This window comes from Cupriavidus gilardii, assembly GCF_017598945.1.
Classification (GTDB): Bacteria; Pseudomonadota; Gammaproteobacteria; order Burkholderiales; family Burkholderiaceae; genus Cupriavidus; species Cupriavidus gilardii_E.
This window is the reverse complement of sequence record NZ_JAGFTW010000038.1, coordinates 103,127-122,274: the sequence shown is the minus strand read 5'-3', so window position 1 is coordinate 122,274 and position 19,148 is coordinate 103,127. Positions and strand designations below refer to the sequence as shown.

The window sequence follows — 19,148 nt, the reverse complement described above, 5'->3', positions numbered from 1 at the left end:
GCGCGCGAGCTTCGCAGTTGGTTGCCGGGCGGGCTGTGTTCTTACACATCTCGCCCGTTTGTGTTAGGGGCGTAGGCCAAGAGATGCCGGCGCCTCACTGACGAATTAGAGGATTAAAGTGGCTCGTAAGACTCCCATCGAGCGTTACCGCAATATCGGTATCTCGGCTCACATTGACGCGGGTAAAACCACCACCACCGAGCGCATCCTGTTCTACACCGGTGTGAACCACAAGATCGGTGAAGTGCACGACGGCGCCGCCACGATGGACTGGATGGAGCAGGAGCAGGAGCGTGGTATTACCATCACCTCCGCTGCCACCACCGCCTTCTGGAAGGGCATGGCCGGCAACTACCCCGAGCACCGCTTCAACATCATCGACACCCCGGGCCACGTGGACTTCACCATCGAGGTGGAGCGTTCCATGCGCGTGCTGGACGGCGCCTGCATGGTGTACTGCGCCGTGGGCGGCGTGCAGCCGCAGTCGGAAACCGTTTGGCGTCAGGCCAACAAGTATGGCGTGCCGCGTCTGGCGTTCGTCAACAAGATGGACCGTACCGGCGCCAACTTCTTCAAGGTCTACGACCAGCTGAAGACCCGCCTGAAGGCCAACCCGGTGCCCGTGGTGGTGCCGATCGGCGCTGAAGACGGCTTCCAGGGCGTGATCGACCTGCTGGAAATGAAGGCGATCATCTGGGACGAAGCCAGCCAGGGCGTGAAGTTCGAATACAAGGACATCCCGGCCGAGCTGCAGGCGACCGCTGACGAATGGCGCGAGAAGATGGTCGAGTCCGCCGCCGAAGCCAGCGAAGAGCTGATGGAAAAGTACCTGGGCGGCGAAGAGCTGACCCGCGCCGAGATCGTCAAGGCGCTGCGTGACCGTACCATCGCCTGCGAAATCCAGCCGATGCTGTGCGGCACCGCGTTCAAGAACAAGGGCGTGCAGCGTATGCTGGACGCCGTGATCGACTTCCTGCCGTCGCCGGTCGATATTCCGCCGGTCAAGGGCGTGGACGAACGCGACGACGAGAAGAAGCTCGAGCGCAAGGCCGACGACAACGAGAAGTTCTCGGCGCTGGCGTTCAAGATCATGACCGACCCGTTCGTCGGCCAGCTGATCTTCTTCCGCGTCTACTCGGGCAAGATCAATTCGGGCGACACCGTGTACAACCCGGTGAAGCAGAAGAAGGAGCGTCTGGGCCGTATTCTGCAGATGCACGCCAACCAGCGCGAAGAAATCAAGGAAGTGCTGGCTGGCGACATCGCCGCCGCGGTGGGCCTGAAGGATGCCACCACGGGCGACACGCTGTGCGATCCGTCGGCACCGATCGTGCTCGAGCGCATGGTGTTCCCGGAGCCGGTGATCTCGCAGGCCGTCGAGCCGAAGACCAAGGCCGACCAGGAAAAGATGGGCATCGCCCTGAACCGCCTGGCCGCCGAAGATCCGTCGTTCCGCGTGCGTACCGATGAAGAATCGGGCCAGACCATCATTTCGGGCATGGGCGAGCTGCACCTCGAAATTCTGGTCGACCGCATGAAGCGCGAATTCGGCGTGGAAGCCAACATCGGCGCGCCGCAGGTGGCCTACCGCGAAACCATCCGCAAGAAGGCCGAGGACGTCGAAGGCAAGTTCGTCAAGCAGTCGGGCGGCCGCGGCCAGTACGGCCACGCCGTGATCACGCTGGAACCGCAGGAGCCGGGCAAGGGCTTCGAGTTCATCGACGCCATCAAGGGCGGTGTGATTCCTCGCGAATACATCCCGGCTGTCGAGAAGGGTATCGTCGACACGCTGCAAGCCGGTGTCCTCGCGGGCTTCCCGGTGGTGGACGTGAAGGTCACGCTGACGTTCGGTTCGTACCACGACGTGGACTCGAACGAAAACGCGTTCCGCATGGCCGGTTCGATGGCTTTCAAGGAAGCCATGCGCAAGGCCAGCCCGGTTCTGCTCGAGCCGATGATGGCCGTGGAAGTGGAAACGCCGGAAGACTACACCGGTACCGTGATGGGCGACCTGTCGTCCCGCCGCGGCATCGTGCAGGGCATGGACGACATGGTGGGCGGCGGCAAGATCATCAAGGCCGAAGTCCCGCTGTCGGAAATGTTCGGTTATTCGACCGCGCTGCGCTCGGCCACGCAAGGCCGCGCCACCTACACCATGGAATTCAAGCACTACGCCGAGGCACCGAAGAACATCGCCGAAGCAGTGATGGCGACCAAGGGCAAGTAAACAGGCTATATGCCGCCGCGCCCGCGAGGGCGCGGCGGCGTGATGAATCGACAAGACTGCATTCCATTAGGAGCTGAACAAAATGGCAAAGGAAAAGTTCGAGCGGACTAAGCCGCACGTGAACGTTGGTACGATTGGTCACGTTGACCACGGCAAGACGACGCTGACGGCGGCGATTGCGACGGTGCTGGCTGCGAAGTTCGGCGGTGCCGCGAAGAAGTACGACGAAATCGATGCGGCGCCGGAAGAGAAGGCACGCGGTATTACCATCAACACCGCGCACGTCGAGTACGAGACGGCCAACCGCCACTACGCGCACGTTGACTGCCCGGGCCACGCCGACTACGTCAAGAACATGATCACCGGTGCCGCCCAGATGGACGGCGCGATCCTGGTGTGCTCGGCCGCTGACGGCCCGATGCCGCAGACGCGCGAGCACATCCTGCTGGCCCGTCAGGTCGGCGTGCCGTACATCATCGTGTTCCTGAACAAGTGCGACATGGTGGACGACGCCGAGCTGCTCGAGCTGGTGGAAATGGAAGTGCGCGAGCTGCTCTCGAAGTACGAGTTCCCCGGCGACGACACCCCGATCATCAAGGGTTCGGCCAAGCTGGCGCTCGAAGGCGACAAGGGCGAGCTGGGCGAAGTGGCGATCATGAACCTGGCCGAAGCGCTGGACACCTACATCCCGACGCCGGAGCGCGCCGTGGACGGCACGTTCCTGATGCCGGTCGAAGACGTGTTCTCGATCTCGGGCCGCGGTACCGTGGTGACCGGCCGTATCGAGCGTGGCGTGATCAAGGTCGGCGAGGAAATCGAAATCGTCGGTATCCGCCCGACGGTCAAGACCACCTGCACCGGCGTGGAAATGTTCCGCAAGCTGCTGGACCAGGGCCAGGCTGGCGACAACGTCGGTCTGCTGCTGCGCGGCACCAAGCGTGAAGACGTCGAGCGCGGCCAGGTGCTGTGCAAGCCGGGTTCGATCAAGCCGCACACGCACTTCACCGGCGAGGTGTACATCCTGTCGAAGGACGAAGGCGGCCGTCACACCCCGTTCTTCAACAACTACCGTCCGCAGTTCTATTTCCGTACGACCGACGTGACCGGCTCGATCGAGCTGCCGAAGGACAAGGAAATGGTCATGCCGGGCGACAACGTGTCGATCACCGTCAAGCTGATCGCCCCGATCGCGATGGAAGAAGGCCTGCGCTTCGCCATCCGTGAAGGCGGCCGCACCGTCGGCGCCGGCGTCGTCGCCAAGATCCTGGACTAAACCAGGGCTGTCGGGACGGGCGGCCTCCGCCCGTCCCTGCTACCACCGGGCCGCTGACGGCCCATCGCTCTTTTAAGGAAAAATCATGCAGAACCAGAAGATCCGTATCCGCCTGAAGGCTTTCGACTATCGCCTGATCGACCAGTCGGCCGCCGAAATCGTGGATACCGCCAAGCGCACCGGCGCGATCGTCAAGGGCCCGGTTCCCCTGCCGACCCGCATCGAGCGCTTCGACATCCTGCGTTCGCCGCACGTGAACAAGACCAGCCGCGATCAGTTCGAGATCCGCACCCATCAGCGTCTGCTGGACATCGTCGACCCGTCGGAAAAGACCGTCGACGCGCTGATGAAGCTGGACCTGCCGGCTGGCGTGGACGTCGAGATCAAGGTGTAATCGATCCGACGAGACCGGCCGCCCGCGCGGCCGCTCTGCAGTGTGAACGGCGAACGCGAGTTCGCCGTTTTCCTTTTTCGGTGCCGAAACGCCGAAATAGCGACGTATCAACCACGTTGCAACAGCAGAATCCTCGATTCCTGAACGCTTTACCAGATTGCAGTTGCCCTTTCCAGGGGCCTGCGATATAGTGTAAGGCTACCCATCTATCTATGGGTATTGGGCTGGCCGTTTTGGCCGCGCGCCGTCTCTTTTGCGCAAGCCCCCGACACCAGAAACACTCAACACGTTTCGTGTATCAATCAGCCCCGGCCAATCGCAGCCGGGAATGGAGCAAACCATGAGCCTTGGCCTTGTAGGTCGCAAGGTTGGCATGACCCGTATTTTCACGGACGACGGTGAAGCAATTCCCGTGACCGTGATCGAGGTCGGCGACAACCGCGTGACGCAAATCAAGACGGACGAGACCGACGGTTATACCGCGGTGCAAGTCACCTTCGGCGCCCGGCGCGCAAGCCGCGTCACCAAGCCGCTGGCGGGTCATCTCGCCAAAGCCGGCGTGGAAGCGGGCGAAGTCATCAAAGAATTCCGCGTGGATGCAGCCAAGGCTGCCGAACTGCAAGCTGGCGGTTCGCTGTCGGTCGACCTGTTCGAAGTCGGTCAGAAGATCGACGTCCAGGGCGTCACGATCGGTAAGGGCTACGCCGGTACCATCAAGCGTTATCACTTCGCATCGGGTCGCGCCACCCACGGTAACTCGCGTTCGCACAACGTGCCGGGTTCGATCGGTATGGCGCAGGATCCGGGCCGTGTGTTCCCCGGCAAGCGCATGACCGGCCACCTCGGTGATGTCACCCGTACCGTCCAGAACCTGGTGATCGCCAAGATCGACGCGGAGCGCAAGCTGCTGCTGGTCAAGGGTGCCATCCCCGGCTCCAAGGGCGGCAAGGTCATCGTTACCCCGGCCGTCAAGGCCAAAGTTGCCAAAGCGGCTTAAGGAGCGGAATCAATGGAACTCAAGCTCCTCCAGGACAATGGCCAGATCGGCGCAGGCGTAGCCGCCTCGCCCGAAGTCTTCGGCCGTGACTACAACGAAGCCCTCGTTCACCAGATCGTCGTCGCTTACCAGGCCAACGCGCGCAGCGGCAACCGTAAGCAGAAGGATCGTGAAGAGGTCAAGCACACCACGAAGAAGCCGTGGCGTCAGAAGGGTACGGGCCGTGCTCGTGCCGGTATGTCCTCGTCGCCGCTGTGGCGCGGGGGCGGCCGTATCTTCCCGAACTCGCCGGAAGAGAACTTCAGCCAGAAGGTCAACAAGAAGATGTTCCGTGCCGGCATGCGCTCGATTTATTCGCAGCTGGCCCGGGAAGGTCGTATCAACGTGGTGGAGGGTTTCTCCGTCGACGCGCCCAAGACCAAGCTGCTGGCCGACAAGTTCAAGGCCATGGGTCTGGACTCGGTGCTGATCATCACCGACAACCTCGACGAAAACCTCTACCTGGCTTCGCGCAACCTGCCGCACGTGGCGGTTGTCGAGCCGCGCCACGCCGATCCGCTGTCGCTCGTGCACTACAAGAAGGTGCTGGTGACCAAGGCGGCCGTCGCGCAGATCGAGGAGTTGCTCAAATGACGCAAGTAGCCAAGAACGATCATCGTTTGATGCAGGTGCTGCTCGCGCCGGTGGTTTCCGAAAAGGCAACCCTGGTCGCCGACAAGAACGAACAAGTGGTGTTCGAAGTCGCTCGCGACGCCAACAAGGCGGAAGTGAAGGCGGCGGTCGAACTGCTGTTCAAGGTCGAGGTGCAGTCCGTTCAGATCCTGAACCAGAAGGGCAAGCAAAAGCGTTTCGGTCGCTTCATGGGTCGTCGCAACCATGTGAAGAAGGCCTACGTGTCGCTGAAGCCGGGTCAGGAAATCAATTTTGAAGCGGAGGCCAAGTAATCATGGCACTCGTCAAGACCAAGCCGACTTCCCCGGGTCGCCGCTCGATGGTGAAGGTTGTCAACCGCAACCTGCACAAGGGCGAACCGTACGCGCCGCTGCTGGAAAAGCAATTCCAGAAGTCGGGCCGTAACAACAACGGCCACATCACCACCCGTCACAAGGGCGGTGGCCACAAGCATCACTACCGTGTGATCGACTTCAAGCGCAACGACAAGGACGGCATCCCCGCCAAGGTCGAGCGCCTGGAATACGATCCGAACCGCTCCGCGAACATCGCCCTGGTGCTGTTCGCCGACGGCGAGCGCCGCTACATCATCGCCACCAAGGGCATGGTTGCCGGCCAGCCGCTGATGAACGGCCCGGAAGCCCCGATCAAGGCTGGCAACAACCTGCCGATCCGCAACATCCCGGTCGGTACCACGATCAACAACGTGGAAATGCTGCCGGGCAAGGGCGCCCAGATCGCGCGTGCCGCCGGCGGTTCCGCCGTGCTGCTGGCTCGCGAAGGCGTCTACGCCCAGGTGCGTCTGCGCTCCGGTGAAGTGCGCCGCGTGCATATCGAATGCCGCGCCACCATCGGTGAAGTGGGCAACGAAGAGCACAGCCTGCGCGTGATCGGCAAGGCCGGCGCGACCCGCTGGCGCGGTATTCGCCCGACCGTCCGCGGCGTGGTGATGAACCCGATCGACCACCCGCACGGTGGTGGTGAAGGCCGTACCGCTGCTGGTCGCGATCCCGTGTCGCCGTGGGGCACCCCGACCAAGGGTTACCGCACCCGCAGCAACAAGCGCACTGCCAGCATGATCGTGCAGCGCCGCCACAAGCGTTAATCGGTAGGTAGGAGCTAAACACATGACTCGTTCTGCAAAAAAGGGTCCTTTCTGTGACGCCCACCTGCTGAAGAAGGTGGAAACGGCTGTCAGCGGCAAGGACAAGAAACCCATCAAGACGTGGTCGCGCCGCTCGACCATTCTGCCGGAGTTCATCGGCCTGACGATCGCCGTCCACAACGGCCGTCAACACGTGCCGGTGTACGTCACGGAAAACATGGTTGGCCACAAGCTCGGGGAATTTGCGCTGACGCGCACGTTCAAGGGCCACGCGGCTGACAAGAAAGCGAAGAGGTAAGGTGCCATCATGGAAGTGAAAGCGATTCATCGCGGTGCCCGCATCTCCGCCCAGAAGACGCGCCTGGTCGCTGACCAGATCCGTGGTCTGCCGATCGAGCGCGCGCTCAACATCCTGGCGTTCAGCCCGAAAAAGGCTGCCGGGATCGTGAAGAAGGTGGTCGAATCGGCCATCGCCAACGCCGAGCACAATGAAGGCGCCGACATCGACGAGCTGAAGGTCAAATCGATCTACGTCGACAAGGCAACCTCGCTCAAGCGCTTCACCGCACGGGCAAAGGGCCGCGGCAACCGCATCGAGAAACAAACCTGTCACATCACTGTGACGCTCGGCAACTAAGGAGTCACGATGGGACAGAAGATTCATCCGACTGGCTTCCGTCTGGCCGTCAGCCGTAACTGGGCTTCGCGTTGGTACGCCAACAACACGAAGTTCGCCGGCATGCTGAAGGAAGACATCGAGGTTCGCGACTTTCTGAAGAAGAAACTCAAGAACGCTTCGGTGGGCCGCGTCGTCATCGAGCGCCCCGCCCGCAATGCCCGTCTCACCATCTACAGCTCGCGTCCGGGCGTGGTGATCGGCAAGAAGGGTGAGGACATCGAACTGCTGAAGGCCGAGCTGCAGCGTCGCATGGGCGTGCCCGTGCACGTGAACATCGAGGAAATCCGCAAGCCGGAAACCGATGCGCAGCTGATCGCCGACTCGATCACCCAGCAGCTCGAGCGCCGCATCATGTTCCGCCGCGCGATGAAGCGCGCGATGCAGAACGCGATGCGCCTGGGCGCCCAGGGCATCAAGATCATGAGCTCGGGCCGTCTGAACGGTATCGAAATCGCACGTACCGAGTGGTACCGCGAGGGCCGCGTGCCCCTGCACACCCTGCGTGCCGACATCGACTACGGCTTCTCCGAAGCGGAAACCACCTACGGCATCATCGGTGTCAAGGTGTGGGTCTACAAGGGTGATCACCTCGGCCGCAACGACGCGCCGGTGGTGGAAGAGCCGCAAGACGAACGTCGTCGTCGCCCGGGTCGTCCGGACGGTCGCCGTCGTGACGGTGAAGGCCGTCCGGGTGGCAACCGCCGCGGTGGCGCTGGTGCCGGTCGCCGCGCTGCGCCTGGCGCAGACGCGAAGAGTGGAGAATAACGATGCTGCAACCGAAGCGCAGAAAATATCGCAAGGAGCAGAAAGGCCGCAACACGGGTAAGGCTACCCGTGGCAACGCCGTGTCTTTCGGCGAATTCGGCCTGAAGGCAATGGGCCGTGGCCGTCTGACGGCTCGTCAGATCGAGTCGGCACGTCGTGCGATGACCCGCCACATCAAGCGTGGCGGCCGCATCTGGATCCGGATCTTCCCGGACAAGCCGATCTCGAAGAAGCCTGCCGAAGTCCGTATGGGTAACGGCAAGGGCAATCCGGAATACTACGTGGCTGAAATCCAGCCGGGCAAGATGCTGTACGAAATGGATGGCGTGAGCGAAGAGCTGGCGCGTGAGGCGTTCCGCCTCGCGGCGGCCAAGCTGCCGATCGCGACCAATTTCGTGGTGCGCCAGGTCGGGACGTAAGGAGAGCAGGGATGAAAGCATCCGAACTTCGCGGCAAAGACGCCGCCGGCCTGAACCAGGAGCTCTCCGAGCTGCTGAAGGCCCAATTTAGCCTGCGCATGCAAAAGGCCACCCAACAGCTGCAGAACACCAGCCAGCTGAAGAAGGTGCGCAAGGACATCGCGCGGGTGCATACCGTGCTGAACGAAAAGGCGAACTCGAAATGACTGAAACTGCAAAAACGGAATCGTCGCTTCGCCGTACGCTGGTCGGCCGCGTGGTAAGCGACAAGATGGACAAGACCGTGACGGTCCTGGTCGAAAACCGTGTCAAGCATCCGCTGTATGGCAAGTACGTGCTGCGCTCGAAGAAGTACAAGGCGCATGACGAAGCGAACCAGTACAAGGAAGGCGACAAGGTCGAGATCCAGGAAGGCCGTCCGATCTCGCGGACCAAGTCCTGGGTGGTTTCCCGGCTGGTCGAAGCAGCGCGCGTCATCTAAGAACCGACAGGTTCTCGGCTGACTTGCAGGTCCAGGATTATGTTGCTATAATCCTGGACTTCCGCTTTATTGCGGCCGCCTTTTGTAACACCACCCGGGCGGTCCGTTAAGGCGAACCCCAGGCCTAGCGGCCCCTGACACTGTCACATCGTTCAGGCCGCCTGGCACTACCGACTTCAAGTTGATCAACCCAAACGGTGACTGGCGCAATGCCGGTAGCCGACGGGACCAAGACTGACCGGCGGGCCGACCTTTTGATTGACCCGGTGGATTAAGTTGGGAAGACAAACACCATGATTCAGACAGAAAGCCGGCTCGAAGTGGCCGATAACACGGGTGCGCGCGAAGTGCTGTGCATCAAAGTGCTGGGTGGGTCCAAGCGCCGCTATGCGAGCGTAGGCGACATCATCAAGGTGACCGTCAAGGACGCAGCGCCGCGCGGTCGCGTGAAGAAGGGCGATATCTACAACGCCGTCGTGGTCCGCACCGCCAAGGGCGTGCGCCGCGCGGACGGTTCGCTCGTCAAGTTCGACGGCAACGCCGCTGTCCTGCTGAACAACAAGCTCGAGCCGATCGGCACCCGTATCTTCGGGCCGGTGACTCGTGAACTCCGTACCGAGCGCTTCATGAAGATCGTGTCGCTCGCGCCGGAAGTGCTGTAAGGAGCCGCCATGAACAAGATTCGCAAAGGCGACGAGGTCATCGTCCTGACCGGCAAGGACAAGGGCAAGCGCGGCAAGGTCCAGGCCGTGCTGGGCGACAAGGTCGCCGTCGAGGGCGTGAACGTCGCGAAGAAGCACGCACGTCCGAACCCGATGCTGGGCACGACCGGTGGCGTGATCGACAAGGTCATGCCCCTGCATATTTCCAACGTTGCGCTCGTGGATGCCAATGGCAAGCCGTCGCGCGTCGGCATCAAGCTGGTGGAAGGCAAGCGCGTGCGCGTGCTCAAGACCACCGGCGCCGTCGTCGCCGCTTGATTCTGGGCACGGATAGGAGTTGAGCATGGCAGCACGTCTGCAAGAGCAGTACAAAGAACAGGTCGTTCCGGCCCTGATGAAGAAGTTCGGCTACAAGTCGGTCATGGAGGTGCCCCGCATCACCAAGATCACGCTGAACATGGGTCTGGGCGAAGCCATCAATGACAAGAAGGTCATCGAGCTGGCAGTGGGCGACCTGACCAAGATCGCTGGTCAGAAGCCGGTCGTGACGAAGGCCCGCAAGGCCATCGCCGGCTTCAAGATTCGTCAGGGCTATCCCATCGGTGCGATGGTGACCCTGCGTGGCGAACGGATGTGGGAATTCCTCGACCGTTTCGTCACCGTGGCCCTGCCGCGCGTGCGCGATTTCCGTGGTGTGTCCGGCAAGTCGTTCGACGGCCGTGGCAACTACAACATCGGTGTGAAAGAGCAGATCATCTTCCCCGAAATCGAGTACGACAAGATCGACGCGCTGCGCGGTCTGAACATCAGCATCACGACGACGGCGAAGAATGACGAGGAAGCCAAGGAGCTCCTCGCCGCATTCAAGTTCCCGTTCCGCAATTAAGGGGTAACCGTGGCTAAATTGGCTCTGATTGAACGTGAGAAGAAGCGCGCGAAGCTCGCGGCGAAGTACGCCGAGAAGCGCGCTGCCCTCAAGGCCATTATCGACGACCAGGCAAAGTCGGAAGAAGAGCGTTACGAAGCGCGTCTGGAGCTGCAACAGCTGCCGCGCAACGCCAATCCGACCCGCCAGCGCAATCGCTGCGCGATCACCGGTCGTCCCCGCGGTACCTTCCGCAAGTTTGGCCTGGCGCGTAACAAGATCCGCGAGATCGCCTTCAAGGGCGAAATTCCGGGTCTGACGAAAGCCAGCTGGTAATTACGCACAGGCTACAGGAGAAACAGTATGAGCATGAGCGATCCTATCGCCGATATGCTGACGCGCATCCGCAACGCCCAGGGCGTGCAGAAGGCGTCGGTTGTCATGCCGTCGTCGAAGCTGAAAGTGGCGATCGCCAAGGTTCTGAAGGACGAAGGCTATATCGACGACTACGCTGTCGCCGAGGAAGGCGGCAAGGCACAACTGACCATCGGTCTGAAGTACTACGCCGGCCGTCCGGTGATCGAGCGCATCGAACGCGTGTCGAAGCCCGGTCTGCGCGTGTACAAGGGCCGCAGCGAAATCCCGCAAGTGATGAACGGCCTGGGCGTCGCAATCATCTCGACCCCCAAGGGTCTGATGACCGATCGCGCGGCACGTGCCACGGGCGTGGGCGGCGAAGTCATCTGCTACGTCGCGTAAGGAGTAACCATGTCCCGTGTAGGTAAGGCTCCCATCGCGCTGCCGAAAGGCGCGGAAGTGAATGTGGCGGCCGGCGTGCTCACCGTCAAGGGCCCGCTCGGTACGCTGTCCCAGCCGATTCACAGCCTGGTCAAGGTCAATGTCGAAAACGACACGCTGACCTTCGCCGCCGCTGACGAATCGCGCGAAGCAAACGCTCTGCAGGGCACCATGCGTGCTCTGGTGGCCAATATGGTCAAGGGCGTGACCACCGGTTTCGAGCGCAAGCTGAACCTTGTCGGCGTGGGTTACCGTGCCCAGGTCCAAGGCGCTGCGCTGAAGCTCCAGCTTGGTTTCTCGCACGACGTGATCCATGAGATGCCGGAAGGCGTGAAGGCGGAAACGCCGACGCAGACCGAGATCATCATCAAGGGTGCGGACAAGCAGAAAGTCGGTCAGGTTGCCGCGGAAGTCCGCGCGTACCGTCCGCCCGAGCCCTACAAGGGCAAGGGTGTTCGCTACGCAGACGAGCGCGTCATCCTGAAGGAAACCAAGAAGAAGTAAGGGGTGCAGTGATGAACAAGAAAGACGCTCGTTTGCGCCGTGCACGTCAGACCCGCGCCAAGATTGCCGAGCTGAAGGTCAATCGTCTGACTGTGTTCCGTACGAATTCGCATATTTACGCTCAGGTCTACTCGCCGTGCGGCACCCAGGTGGTGGCGTCGGCTTCGACCGTCGAAGCAGAAGTGCGCAAGGAACTGACCGGCAGCGGTGCCACCACCGCTGCTGCCACCGTGATCGGCAAGCGCATCGCCGAGAAGGCGAAAGCCGCCGGCGTGGAAACCGTGGCGTTCGATCGCGCCGGCTTCCGCTTCCACGGTCGCGTGAAGGCTCTGGCTGACGCTGCCCGCGAAGCCGGCCTCAAGTTCTAAGCGCAGAGAGAGAGATACGTCATGGCAAAGATGCAAGCAAAAGTCCAGCAGGACGAACGCGACGACGGCCTCCGCGAGAAGATGATCTCGGTCAACCGCGTCACCAAGGTGGTGAAGGGCGGCCGGATTCTCGGTTTCGCTGCGCTGACCGTGGTCGGTGACGGCGATGGCCGCATCGGCATGGGCAAGGGCAAGGCGAAGGAAGTGCCGGTGGCCGTGCAGAAGGCAATGGACGAAGCCCGTCGCAAGATGGTCAAGGTCCCGCTGAAGAACGGCACGCTGCAGCACGAAGTCGTTGGCAAGCACGGCGCCGCCAAGGTGCTGATGATGCCGGCCAAGGAAGGTACCGGCGTGATCGCCGGCGGCCCGATGCGCGCGATCTTCGAAGTGATGGGCGTGACCAACGTGGTCACCAAGTCGCACGGCTCGACCAACCCGTACAACATGGTTCGCGCCACGCTGGACGGTCTGCAGAAGATGAGCACCCCGGGCGAAATTGCTGCCAAGCGCGGCAAGTCGGTCGAAGACATCCTCGGCTAAGGCAGGTGAACGAAATGTCGCAGAAAACTGTAAAAGTGCAGCTCGTGCGCAGCCTGATCGGCACGCGTGAGGATCATCGCGCCACCGTTCGTGGTCTGGGCCTGCGCCGTGTCAACTCGGTGTCGGAACTGCAGGACACGCCGGCCGTGCGCGGCATGATCAACAAGGTCTCGTACCTGGTGAAGGTCCTCGGCTGAGCCCCGGGCTGAGTTCGGGATATGGAGAGCAATATGCAACTGAACAACCTGAAACCGGCCGCCGGTTCGAAGCACGCCAAGCGTCGCGTCGGCCGCGGTATCGGCTCCGGCCTGGGCAAGACCGCCGGTCGCGGTCACAAGGGTCAGAAGTCGCGTTCGGGCGGCTTCCACAAGGTGGGCTTCGAAGGCGGCCAGATGCCGCTGTACCGTCGCCTGCCGAAGCGCGGCTTCACGTCGCTGACCAAGGCGTTCACCGCCGAAGTCACGCTGCGTGATCTGGAGCGCCTGGAAGCGGCCGAGGTCGACCTGCTGGTTCTGAAGCAGGCTGGCCTGGTCGGCGACCTGGTCAAGAGCGCGAAGGTCATCAAGGCCGGCGAGCTGACTCGCAAGGTGACGATCAAGGGTCTGGGTGCCACCGCTGGCGCCAAGGCAGCGATCGAAGCCGCGGGTGGTCAGATCGCGGAGTAAGTAAGCAGATTTCGCAGCATAGGCGAGTCACAAGTCGGAGCATCGTTTGGCCACGGCGAAACCCAATGCAAGCGCACAGGCCAGGAACACGGCGAAGTACGGCGATCTCAAGCGCCGGCTGATGTTCCTGGTGCTGGCCCTGATCGTCTACCGCATCGGTGCGCATATTCCGGTGCCGGGAATCGATCCGGAGCAACTGGCGCAGCTGTTCCAGAGTCAGTCGGGTGGCATCCTCGGGATGTTCAACCTGTTCTCGGGGGGCGCGCTGTCGCGCTTCACCGTGTTCGCGCTCGGCATCATGCCGTACATCTCGGCGTCGATCATCATGCAGTTGCTGACGATCGTGCTGCCGCAGCTGGAATCGCTGAAGAAGGAAGGGCAGGCCGGACAGCGGAAGATCACCCAGTACACCCGTTACGGGACCGTGCTGCTGGCGACCTTCCAGGCGTTCTCGATCGCGGTCGCGCTCGAGTCGCAACCGGGCCTGGTGATCGACCCCGGCATGATGTTCCGCGCTACCGCGGTGATCACGCTGGTGACCGGCACGATGTTCCTGATGTGGCTGGGTGAGCAGATCACCGAGCGCGGACTGGGCAACGGCATCTCGATCATCATCTTCGGCGGTATCGCGGCGGGCTTGCCCAATGCGATCGGCGGGCTGTTCGAACTGGTCCGTACCGGCTCGATGAGCATCATCGCGGCGATCTTCATCGTGGCGATCGTGATCGCGGTGACGTTTGCGGTGGTGTTCGTCGAACGCGGCCAGCGCAAGATCCTGGTGAACTACGCCAAGCGTCAGGTCGGCAACAAGGTGTACGGCGGTCAGTCGTCGCACCTGCCGCTGAAGCTGAACATGGCAGGGGTGATTCCGCCGATCTTCGCATCGTCGATCATCCTGTTCCCGGCGACGATCGCGGGCTGGTTCACGTCGGATTCGACCGGCGCCGTGGGCAGGTTCATCAAGGACCTGGCCGCGACCCTGTCGCCCGGCCAGCCGGTGTACATCCTGCTCTATGCTGCGGCAATCGTGTTCTTCTGCTTCTTCTATACGGCGTTGGTGTACAACAGCCGGGAAGTTGCGGACAACCTGAAGAAAAGCGGTGCCTTCATTCCGGGCATCCGTCCTGGCGAGCAGACGACGCGCTATATCGACAAGATTCTGGTGCGACTGACGCTGGCTGGTGCGATCTACATCACACTGGTCTGCCTGTTGCCGGAATTCCTGGTGCTGCGCTGGAACGTGCCGTTCTATTTCGGCGGAACTTCGCTGCTGATCATCGTGGTCGTCACGATGGACTTCATGGCGCAGGTCCAGTCCTACGTCATGTCGCAGCAGTATGAGTCGTTGCTGAAGAAGGCCAATTTCAAAGGTAACCTGACTTTGCGCTGAGCCGGGTCAGGACAGGCTAGGTATGGCTAAAGACGACGTCATCCAGATGCAGGGTGAGGTAATCGAAAACCTGCCCAATGCGACCTTCAGGGTGAAGCTGGAAAATGGCCATGTCGTGCTGGGCCATATCTCCGGGAAGATGCGGATGCACTACATCCGCATCCTGCCGGGGGACAAAGTTACGGTCGAATTGACGCCATACGATCTGTCACGCGCGCGCATCGTCTTCCGGACGAAGTGAGCCGAAACAGGAATTGAAGGAAGAGGAAAATCATGAAAGTGCTGGCTTCTGTTAAGCGCATTTGCCGCAACTGCAAAGTTATCAAGCGCAACGGTGTCGTGCGCGTGATCTGCTCGTCGGATCCCCGCCACAAGCAACGCCAAGGCTAATCGTAAAGAGGATTGACGAATGGCACGTATCGCAGGGGTTAACATCCCGAATCACAAGCATACCGAGATCGGCCTGACGGCGATTTACGGTATCGGCCGCTCGCGCGCTCGCAAGATTTGCGAGGCCACTGGCGTTCCTTTTGACAAGAAGGTCAAGGATCTGACCGACGCCGACCTGGAAAAGCTTCGCGACGAAGTGGGCAAGGTCACGGTCGAGGGTGACCTGCGTCGTGAAACCACGATGAACATCAAGCGTCTGATGGACCTTGGTTGCTATCGTGGCCTGCGTCACCGCCGCGGCCTGCCGCTGCGTGGCCAGCGCACCCGCACGAACGCCCGTACCCGCAAGGGTCCGCGTAAGGCCGGCGTGGCTCTGAAGAAGTAACGCCCTAGGCAGAGGAAGATAACTAATGGCAAAAGGTCCGAACAACGCCGCCCAGCGCGCGCGTAAGAAGGTCAAGAAGAACGTTGCCGACGGCATCGCGCACGTCCACGCCTCGTTCAACAACACGATCATCACGATCACCGACCGTCAGGGCAATGCCCTGTCGTGGGCGACCTCGGGTGGCCAGGGCTTCAAGGGTTCGCGCAAGTCGACCCCGTTCGCAGCCCAGGTTGCTGCCGAGAACGCCGGCCGCGTGGCGCAAGACCAGGGCATCAAGAACCTGGAAGTGCGCATCAAGGGCCCGGGCCCGGGTCGCGAATCGGCTGTCCGTGCGCTGAACGCGCTGGGCATCAAGATCGCCGTGATCGAAGACGTCACGCCGGTGCCGCACAACGGCTGCCGTCCGCCGAAGCGCCGCCGTATCTAAGCGTCAGGCATCGCCGGACCCGCGCCGGATTTTCCGGGCGCGGGTCCTGTCGTTCTTGTTGTGATAGAATGCCGCGTTTTGTCGGCGAGGCATCCGCGCCAGCGGTTGCTTCCGGACAGATCGTCGGAATTCCGTGCGAATTCATAGTGTGGCGCGCAGCCGTCGGGCCGCGCGCGTTGGATAAGCCCACCGTTCGCCATCACCGCCTTTCCGGGCGGATGCAAGCAGGCGGACTCGCGGCGCGTCGATCCTGGCGTCGCGATCGAATCAGTAAGGAAGATAAAGTGGCACGTTATACCGGCCCGAAGGCCAAACTTTCCCGCCGTGAAGGCACCGACCTGTTCCTGAAGAGCGCGCGCCGCTCGCTCGCCGACAAGTGCAAGCTGGACAGCAAGCCGGGCCAGCACGGCCGTACCTCGGGCGCCCGTACCTCGGACTACGGCACCCAGCTGCGTGAAAAGCAGAAGGTCAAGCGCATCTACGGCGTCCTCGAGCGCCAGTTCCGCCGCTACTTTGCCGAGGCCGACCGCCGCAAGGGCAACACCGGCGAGAACCTGCTGCAACTGCTGGAAACGCGCCTGGACAACGTCGTGTACCGGATGGGCTTTGGCTCGACCCGTGCCGAAGCGCGCCAGCTGGTGTCGCACAAGGCGATCCTGGTCAACGGCCAGACCCTGAACGTGCCGTCGGCACAGATCAAGGTCGGCGACGTGGTGTCGATCCGCGAACAGGCCAAGAAGCAGGCGCGTATCGCCGAGTCGCTGTCGCTGGCCGAGCAGTCGGGCTTCCCGACCTGGGTGGCCGTCGACGCCAAGAAGTTCGAAGGCACCTTCAAGCAAGTGCCGGATCGCGCCGATATCTCGGGCGACATCAACGAAAGCCTGATCGTCGAATTGTATTCGCGTTAATCGCCCGGACCCGTTCGCCTACAACGGCCGCGGCTTGCGATTTCTCGTCGAGCTCCATCTCCAGCCCGGCGCGCTTCGGCGCGCCGGGCTTATTGCCCATCGTACGATGGGTTTTTTCGGGTTCCAAAACTCAGCCTTATCGGTGTAACGAGCCGAGGGTATTGAAAAGGACAACCTAATGCAAACAGCACTCCTCAAGCCAAAAATCATCGCCGTCGAGCCGCTGGGCGATCATCACGCCAAAGTCGTGATGGAGCCGTTCGAGCGCGGCTACGGCCATACGCTCGGTAACGCCCTGCGTCGCGTGCTGCTGTCGTCCATGGTCGGCTATGCCCCGACCGAAGTGACGATCGCTGGGGTGGTCCACGAATATTCCACCATCGACGGCGTGCAGGAAGACGTCGTCAACCTGCTGCTGAACCTGAAGGGCGTCGTCTTCAAGCTGCATAACCGCGATGAAGTCACGGTGTCGCTGCGCAAGGAAGGCGAAGGCGTGGTGACGGCCGCCGATATCGAGCTGCCGCACGATGTCGAGATCATCAACCCCGGCCACGTGATCGCCCATCTGTCCGCCGGCGGCAAGCTGGACATGCAGATCAAGGTCGAACAGGGCCGCGGCTATGTGCCGGGCAACGTTCGCAAGTTCGGCGACGAGTCGAACAAGGTGATCGGCCGCATCGTGCTGGACGCCTCGTTCTCGCCGGTGCGCCGCGTCTCGTACGCGGTCGAATCGGCCCGTGTCGAGCAGCGTACCGACCTGGACAAGCTGGTGATGAACATCGAAACCGACGGCGTGATCTCGCCCGAGGAAGCGATCCGTCAATCGGCGCGCATCCTGGTCGACCAGCTGTCCGTGTTCGCCGCGCTGGAAGGCACCGAGTCGTCGGCGGAAGCCGCTTCGAGCCGCGCGCCGCAGATCGACCCGATCCTGCTGCGCCCGGTCGACGACCTGGAGCTGACGGTGCGCTCGGCCAACTGCCTGAAGGCCGAGAACATCTATTACATCGGCGACCTGATCCAGCGTACCGAGAACGAGCTGCTGAAGACCCCGAACCTGGGTCGCAAGTCGCTAAACGAGATCAAGGAAGTCCTCGCTTCGCGTGGCCTGACGCTCGGCATGAAGCTCGAGAACTGGCCGCCCGCCGGCCTGGAGAAGTAATCTGCGCGGCGGGCGCCAGTCGGCGTCCGCCGCCAGTCCCTGCTGCTCAGGCCAGATGGCCGGGCGGCGCAAACCGACTACCGGCCCGCGCCGGCACGCTCCGACCGGAATGTGCTGGCGATAGAAGAGCTGGTCAAACACTGTTCTAGAAAGGAATCATCATGCGTCACCGTCATGGTTTGCGGAAACTGAACCGCACCTCGTCGCACCGTCTCGCGATGCTGCGCAACATGTCCAACTCGCTGTTCCAGCACGAGCTGATCAAGACCACGCTGCCGAAGGCCAAGGAACTGCGCAAGGTCGTCGAGCCGCTGATCACGCTGGCCAAGAAGGACACCGTCGCCAACCGCCGTCTGGCTTTCGCCCGCCTGCGCGACCGCGACATGGTCACCAAGCTGTTCAACGAACTGGGCCCGCGCTACGCCACCCGTCCGGGCGGCTACACCCGCATCCTGAAGTTCGGCTTCCGTCAGGGCGACAACGCGCCGATGGCGCTGGTCGAGCTGGTCGATCGTCCGGAAGTGACCGAGGCCCCGGCCGAGGAAGCTGCGGAGTAAGACCTTCGCCCCCTCGCCAATCCGACGCGGCGGCCCCACCGGCGCCGCGGATAGGCGAACCGCTTACAATCGAGCCAGGCAATTGCCTGGCTCTTTTGTTTTTGGGCCGACGTCATGCAGGAGGTGTCGATGGACGCATCGGAGGTACTCGTGGTGATCACCACGCTGCCGGACGAGGACAGCGCCGCCGCATTGACCCGCGCGCTGCTGGAAGCGCGGGTCGCCGCGTGCGTGAACCGCTTGCCGGCCTGCGAGTCGCAGTACTGGTGGCAAGGGGCAATCGAGACCGCGCGCGAACTGCCGCTGCTGATCAAGACCACACGGGCGCGCTACGACGCGCTCGAAGCGGTCATCCGCCAGCACCATCCCTACGACGTGCCCGAGATCGTCGCGCTGCCCGTGATGGCGGGCTTGCCGGGCTATCTCGACTGGGTACGCGAGCAGACCGCGGCGACATAGCCCAGAGGCATGGCGCAAAGAGACAAGGCGCAAAGAGACAAGGCGCAGCGACATAACCA

Annotated in this window: 32 protein-coding genes; all 32 read left to right on the top strand. The window is 62.2% G+C overall.

The annotated features are described in order from the left end of the window. Positions 1–118: 118 nt before the first annotated feature. The 32 genes from fusA to cutA all read left to right on the top strand — a co-directional run bounded on the left by fusA (position 119) and on the right by cutA (position 19,089). Complete coding sequence (gene fusA / locus J5T34_RS14320; RefSeq protein WP_208580302.1) at positions 119–2,227, top strand: elongation factor G; 2,109 nt, start codon at positions 119–121, stop codon at positions 2,225–2,227. Positions 2,228–2,309: 82 nt separating this feature from the next. After that, positions 2,310–3,500, top strand: coding sequence for an elongation factor Tu (gene tuf, locus J5T34_RS14315; protein ID WP_208580301.1), 1,191 nt, complete (start codon positions 2,310–2,312; stop codon positions 3,498–3,500). Between the two features lie 85 nt (positions 3,501–3,585). Beyond that, positions 3,586–3,894 carry a 30S ribosomal protein S10 gene (gene rpsJ / locus J5T34_RS14310; RefSeq protein WP_006576248.1) on the top strand — a complete coding sequence of 103 codons (309 nt, stop codon included), beginning with the start codon at positions 3,586–3,588 and terminating at the stop codon, positions 3,892–3,894. A 340-nt stretch (positions 3,895–4,234) separates the two neighbouring features. Further along, positions 4,235–4,891, top strand: coding sequence for a 50S ribosomal protein L3 (rplC, locus tag J5T34_RS14305; RefSeq protein ID WP_208580300.1), 657 nt, complete (start codon positions 4,235–4,237; stop codon positions 4,889–4,891). Between the two features lie 12 nt (positions 4,892–4,903). Then, on the top strand, positions 4,904–5,524 hold the full coding sequence (rplD, locus tag J5T34_RS14300; protein ID WP_053822679.1) for a 50S ribosomal protein L4: 621 nt from the start codon (positions 4,904–4,906) through the stop codon (positions 5,522–5,524). Further along, positions 5,521–5,835 (top strand): 50S ribosomal protein L23, encoded by a 315-nt coding sequence (rplW, locus tag J5T34_RS14295; RefSeq protein ID WP_006576245.1) that lies wholly within the window; start codon positions 5,521–5,523, stop codon positions 5,833–5,835. Before rplD ends, rplW begins: the two co-directional genes overlap by 4 nt. Positions 5,836–5,837: 2 nt before the next feature. Further along, positions 5,838–6,668, top strand: a complete 831-nt coding sequence (rplB, locus tag J5T34_RS14290) for a 50S ribosomal protein L2 (protein WP_208580299.1) — start codon at positions 5,838–5,840, stop codon at positions 6,666–6,668. Between the two features lie 22 nt (positions 6,669–6,690). Continuing rightward, on the top strand, positions 6,691–6,966 hold the full coding sequence (gene rpsS, locus J5T34_RS14285) for a 30S ribosomal protein S19 (RefSeq protein ID WP_006576244.1): 276 nt from the start codon (positions 6,691–6,693) through the stop codon (positions 6,964–6,966). Between the two features lie 9 nt (positions 6,967–6,975). Continuing rightward, positions 6,976–7,305 carry a 50S ribosomal protein L22 gene (gene rplV / locus J5T34_RS14280; protein WP_061956552.1) on the top strand — a complete coding sequence of 110 codons (330 nt, stop codon included), beginning with the start codon at positions 6,976–6,978 and terminating at the stop codon, positions 7,303–7,305. Between the two features lie 9 nt (positions 7,306–7,314). Continuing rightward, on the top strand, positions 7,315–8,112 hold the full coding sequence (rpsC, locus tag J5T34_RS14275; protein WP_023264853.1) for a 30S ribosomal protein S3: 798 nt from the start codon (positions 7,315–7,317) through the stop codon (positions 8,110–8,112). A gap of 2 nt (positions 8,113–8,114) precedes the next feature. Beyond that, a complete protein-coding gene (gene rplP, locus J5T34_RS14270) occupies positions 8,115–8,531 on the top strand; it encodes a 50S ribosomal protein L16 (RefSeq protein WP_006576240.1) in 417 nt (138 codons plus the stop codon). Positions 8,532–8,542: 11 nt separating this feature from the next. Continuing rightward, a complete protein-coding gene (gene rpmC, locus J5T34_RS14265; protein WP_006576239.1) occupies positions 8,543–8,737 on the top strand; it encodes a 50S ribosomal protein L29 in 195 nt (64 codons plus the stop codon). Continuing rightward, positions 8,734–9,012: a 30S ribosomal protein S17 gene (gene rpsQ, locus J5T34_RS14260; protein ID WP_006576238.1), complete on the top strand. Its 279-nt coding sequence runs from the start codon at positions 8,734–8,736 to the stop codon at positions 9,010–9,012. The genes rpmC and rpsQ overlap by 4 nt, the downstream gene beginning before the upstream one ends. Positions 9,013–9,305: 293 nt before the next feature. Continuing rightward, entirely contained in the window at positions 9,306–9,674 is a 369-nt protein-coding gene (gene rplN, locus J5T34_RS14255) for a 50S ribosomal protein L14 (protein WP_006576237.1), read from the top strand. A gap of 9 nt (positions 9,675–9,683) precedes the next feature. Continuing rightward, positions 9,684–9,992, top strand: coding sequence for a 50S ribosomal protein L24 (gene rplX / locus J5T34_RS14250; RefSeq protein WP_006576236.1), 309 nt, complete (start codon positions 9,684–9,686; stop codon positions 9,990–9,992). A 25-nt stretch (positions 9,993–10,017) separates the two neighbouring features. Continuing rightward, entirely contained in the window at positions 10,018–10,560 is a 543-nt protein-coding gene (gene rplE / locus J5T34_RS14245) for a 50S ribosomal protein L5 (protein ID WP_006576235.1), read from the top strand. A gap of 9 nt (positions 10,561–10,569) precedes the next feature. Beyond that, a complete protein-coding gene (gene rpsN, locus J5T34_RS14240; RefSeq protein ID WP_006576234.1) occupies positions 10,570–10,875 on the top strand; it encodes a 30S ribosomal protein S14 in 306 nt (101 codons plus the stop codon). A gap of 27 nt (positions 10,876–10,902) precedes the next feature. Continuing rightward, on the top strand, positions 10,903–11,298 hold the full coding sequence (gene rpsH / locus J5T34_RS14235; protein WP_006576233.1) for a 30S ribosomal protein S8: 396 nt from the start codon (positions 10,903–10,905) through the stop codon (positions 11,296–11,298). A gap of 9 nt (positions 11,299–11,307) precedes the next feature. Further along, positions 11,308–11,841, top strand: coding sequence for a 50S ribosomal protein L6 (gene rplF / locus J5T34_RS14230; protein WP_208580298.1), 534 nt, complete (start codon positions 11,308–11,310; stop codon positions 11,839–11,841). Between the two features lie 11 nt (positions 11,842–11,852). Further along, complete coding sequence (gene rplR, locus J5T34_RS14225) at positions 11,853–12,209, top strand: 50S ribosomal protein L18 (protein ID WP_053822676.1); 357 nt, start codon at positions 11,853–11,855, stop codon at positions 12,207–12,209. Positions 12,210–12,230: 21 nt separating this feature from the next. Beyond that, positions 12,231–12,749: a 30S ribosomal protein S5 gene (gene rpsE, locus J5T34_RS14220; RefSeq protein ID WP_006576230.1), complete on the top strand. Its 519-nt coding sequence runs from the start codon at positions 12,231–12,233 to the stop codon at positions 12,747–12,749. 14 nt (positions 12,750–12,763) lie between these two features. Next, the gene (gene rpmD / locus J5T34_RS14215) at positions 12,764–12,946 is read left to right on the top strand and encodes a 50S ribosomal protein L30 (RefSeq protein WP_174107812.1); all 183 of its coding nucleotides are present in this window, start codon (positions 12,764–12,766) and stop codon (positions 12,944–12,946) included. A gap of 33 nt (positions 12,947–12,979) precedes the next feature. Then, positions 12,980–13,414, top strand: coding sequence for a 50S ribosomal protein L15 (gene rplO, locus J5T34_RS14210; protein ID WP_174107813.1), 435 nt, complete (start codon positions 12,980–12,982; stop codon positions 13,412–13,414). 46 nt (positions 13,415–13,460) lie between these two features. Further along, positions 13,461–14,804 carry a preprotein translocase subunit SecY gene (gene secY, locus J5T34_RS14205; RefSeq protein ID WP_149319742.1) on the top strand — a complete coding sequence of 448 codons (1,344 nt, stop codon included), beginning with the start codon at positions 13,461–13,463 and terminating at the stop codon, positions 14,802–14,804. A gap of 22 nt (positions 14,805–14,826) precedes the next feature. Beyond that, complete coding sequence (gene infA / locus J5T34_RS14200; protein WP_006577442.1) at positions 14,827–15,045, top strand: translation initiation factor IF-1; 219 nt, start codon at positions 14,827–14,829, stop codon at positions 15,043–15,045. Positions 15,046–15,077: 32 nt separating this feature from the next. After that, the gene (gene rpmJ, locus J5T34_RS14195; protein WP_006160433.1) at positions 15,078–15,194 is read left to right on the top strand and encodes a 50S ribosomal protein L36; all 117 of its coding nucleotides are present in this window, start codon (positions 15,078–15,080) and stop codon (positions 15,192–15,194) included. Between the two features lie 19 nt (positions 15,195–15,213). Next, positions 15,214–15,579, top strand: a complete 366-nt coding sequence (gene rpsM, locus J5T34_RS14190; RefSeq protein WP_006577443.1) for a 30S ribosomal protein S13 — start codon at positions 15,214–15,216, stop codon at positions 15,577–15,579. 25 nt (positions 15,580–15,604) lie between these two features. Next, positions 15,605–16,006 carry a 30S ribosomal protein S11 gene (rpsK, locus tag J5T34_RS14185; RefSeq protein ID WP_023264857.1) on the top strand — a complete coding sequence of 134 codons (402 nt, stop codon included), beginning with the start codon at positions 15,605–15,607 and terminating at the stop codon, positions 16,004–16,006. A 284-nt stretch (positions 16,007–16,290) separates the two neighbouring features. Continuing rightward, the gene (gene rpsD, locus J5T34_RS14180) at positions 16,291–16,914 is read left to right on the top strand and encodes a 30S ribosomal protein S4 (protein WP_174107814.1); all 624 of its coding nucleotides are present in this window, start codon (positions 16,291–16,293) and stop codon (positions 16,912–16,914) included. Between the two features lie 178 nt (positions 16,915–17,092). Further along, on the top strand, positions 17,093–18,073 hold the full coding sequence (locus tag J5T34_RS14175; RefSeq protein WP_149319741.1) for a DNA-directed RNA polymerase subunit alpha: 981 nt from the start codon (positions 17,093–17,095) through the stop codon (positions 18,071–18,073). A gap of 161 nt (positions 18,074–18,234) precedes the next feature. Next, positions 18,235–18,630, top strand: coding sequence for a 50S ribosomal protein L17 (gene rplQ, locus J5T34_RS14170; protein ID WP_006577446.1), 396 nt, complete (start codon positions 18,235–18,237; stop codon positions 18,628–18,630). Between the two features lie 129 nt (positions 18,631–18,759). Next, a complete protein-coding gene (gene cutA / locus J5T34_RS14165; RefSeq protein ID WP_208580297.1) occupies positions 18,760–19,089 on the top strand; it encodes a divalent-cation tolerance protein CutA in 330 nt (109 codons plus the stop codon). The last annotated feature ends 59 nt before the right edge of the window (positions 19,090–19,148 follow it).